The sequence below is a fragment of the Micrococcus sp. GbtcB5 genome (assembly GCF_019091605.1).
Taxonomy (GTDB): domain Bacteria; phylum Actinomycetota; class Actinomycetes; order Actinomycetales; family Micrococcaceae; genus Micrococcus; species Micrococcus luteus.
Genome location: NZ_JAGXJK010000199.1, coordinates 1 through 270, shown reverse-complemented (window position 1 = coordinate 270; position 270 = coordinate 1). Strand labels below are relative to the sequence as shown.

The following is a 270-nucleotide window of genomic DNA, read 5'->3' as shown; positions in this document are numbered from 1 at the left end:
CGGCCACGTGGACTTCACGGTCGAGGTGGAGCGCGCGCTGCGCGTGCTCGTCGGCGCCGACGCCGTGTTCGGCGGCAAGGAGGGCGTGGAGCCCCAGTCGGAGACCGTGTGGCGCCAGGCGGACAAGTACGTCGTCCCCCGCATCTGCTTCGTCAACAAGATGGACAAGCTGGGCGCGGACTTCTACTTCACCGTCGTCACCATCGTGAAGCGCCTCGGCGCGCGTCCGCTCGTGATGCAGCTGCCGATCGGCGCCGAGAACGACTTCGT

General features: G+C 68.1%; 1 protein-coding gene. It reads left to right on the top strand.

Annotation, left to right across the window (positions count from 1 at the left end; genetic code table 11):
- The coding region (locus KVS67_RS12025; RefSeq protein WP_254629366.1) for a GTP-binding protein at positions 1-270 on the top strand (270 nt) is incomplete at both ends.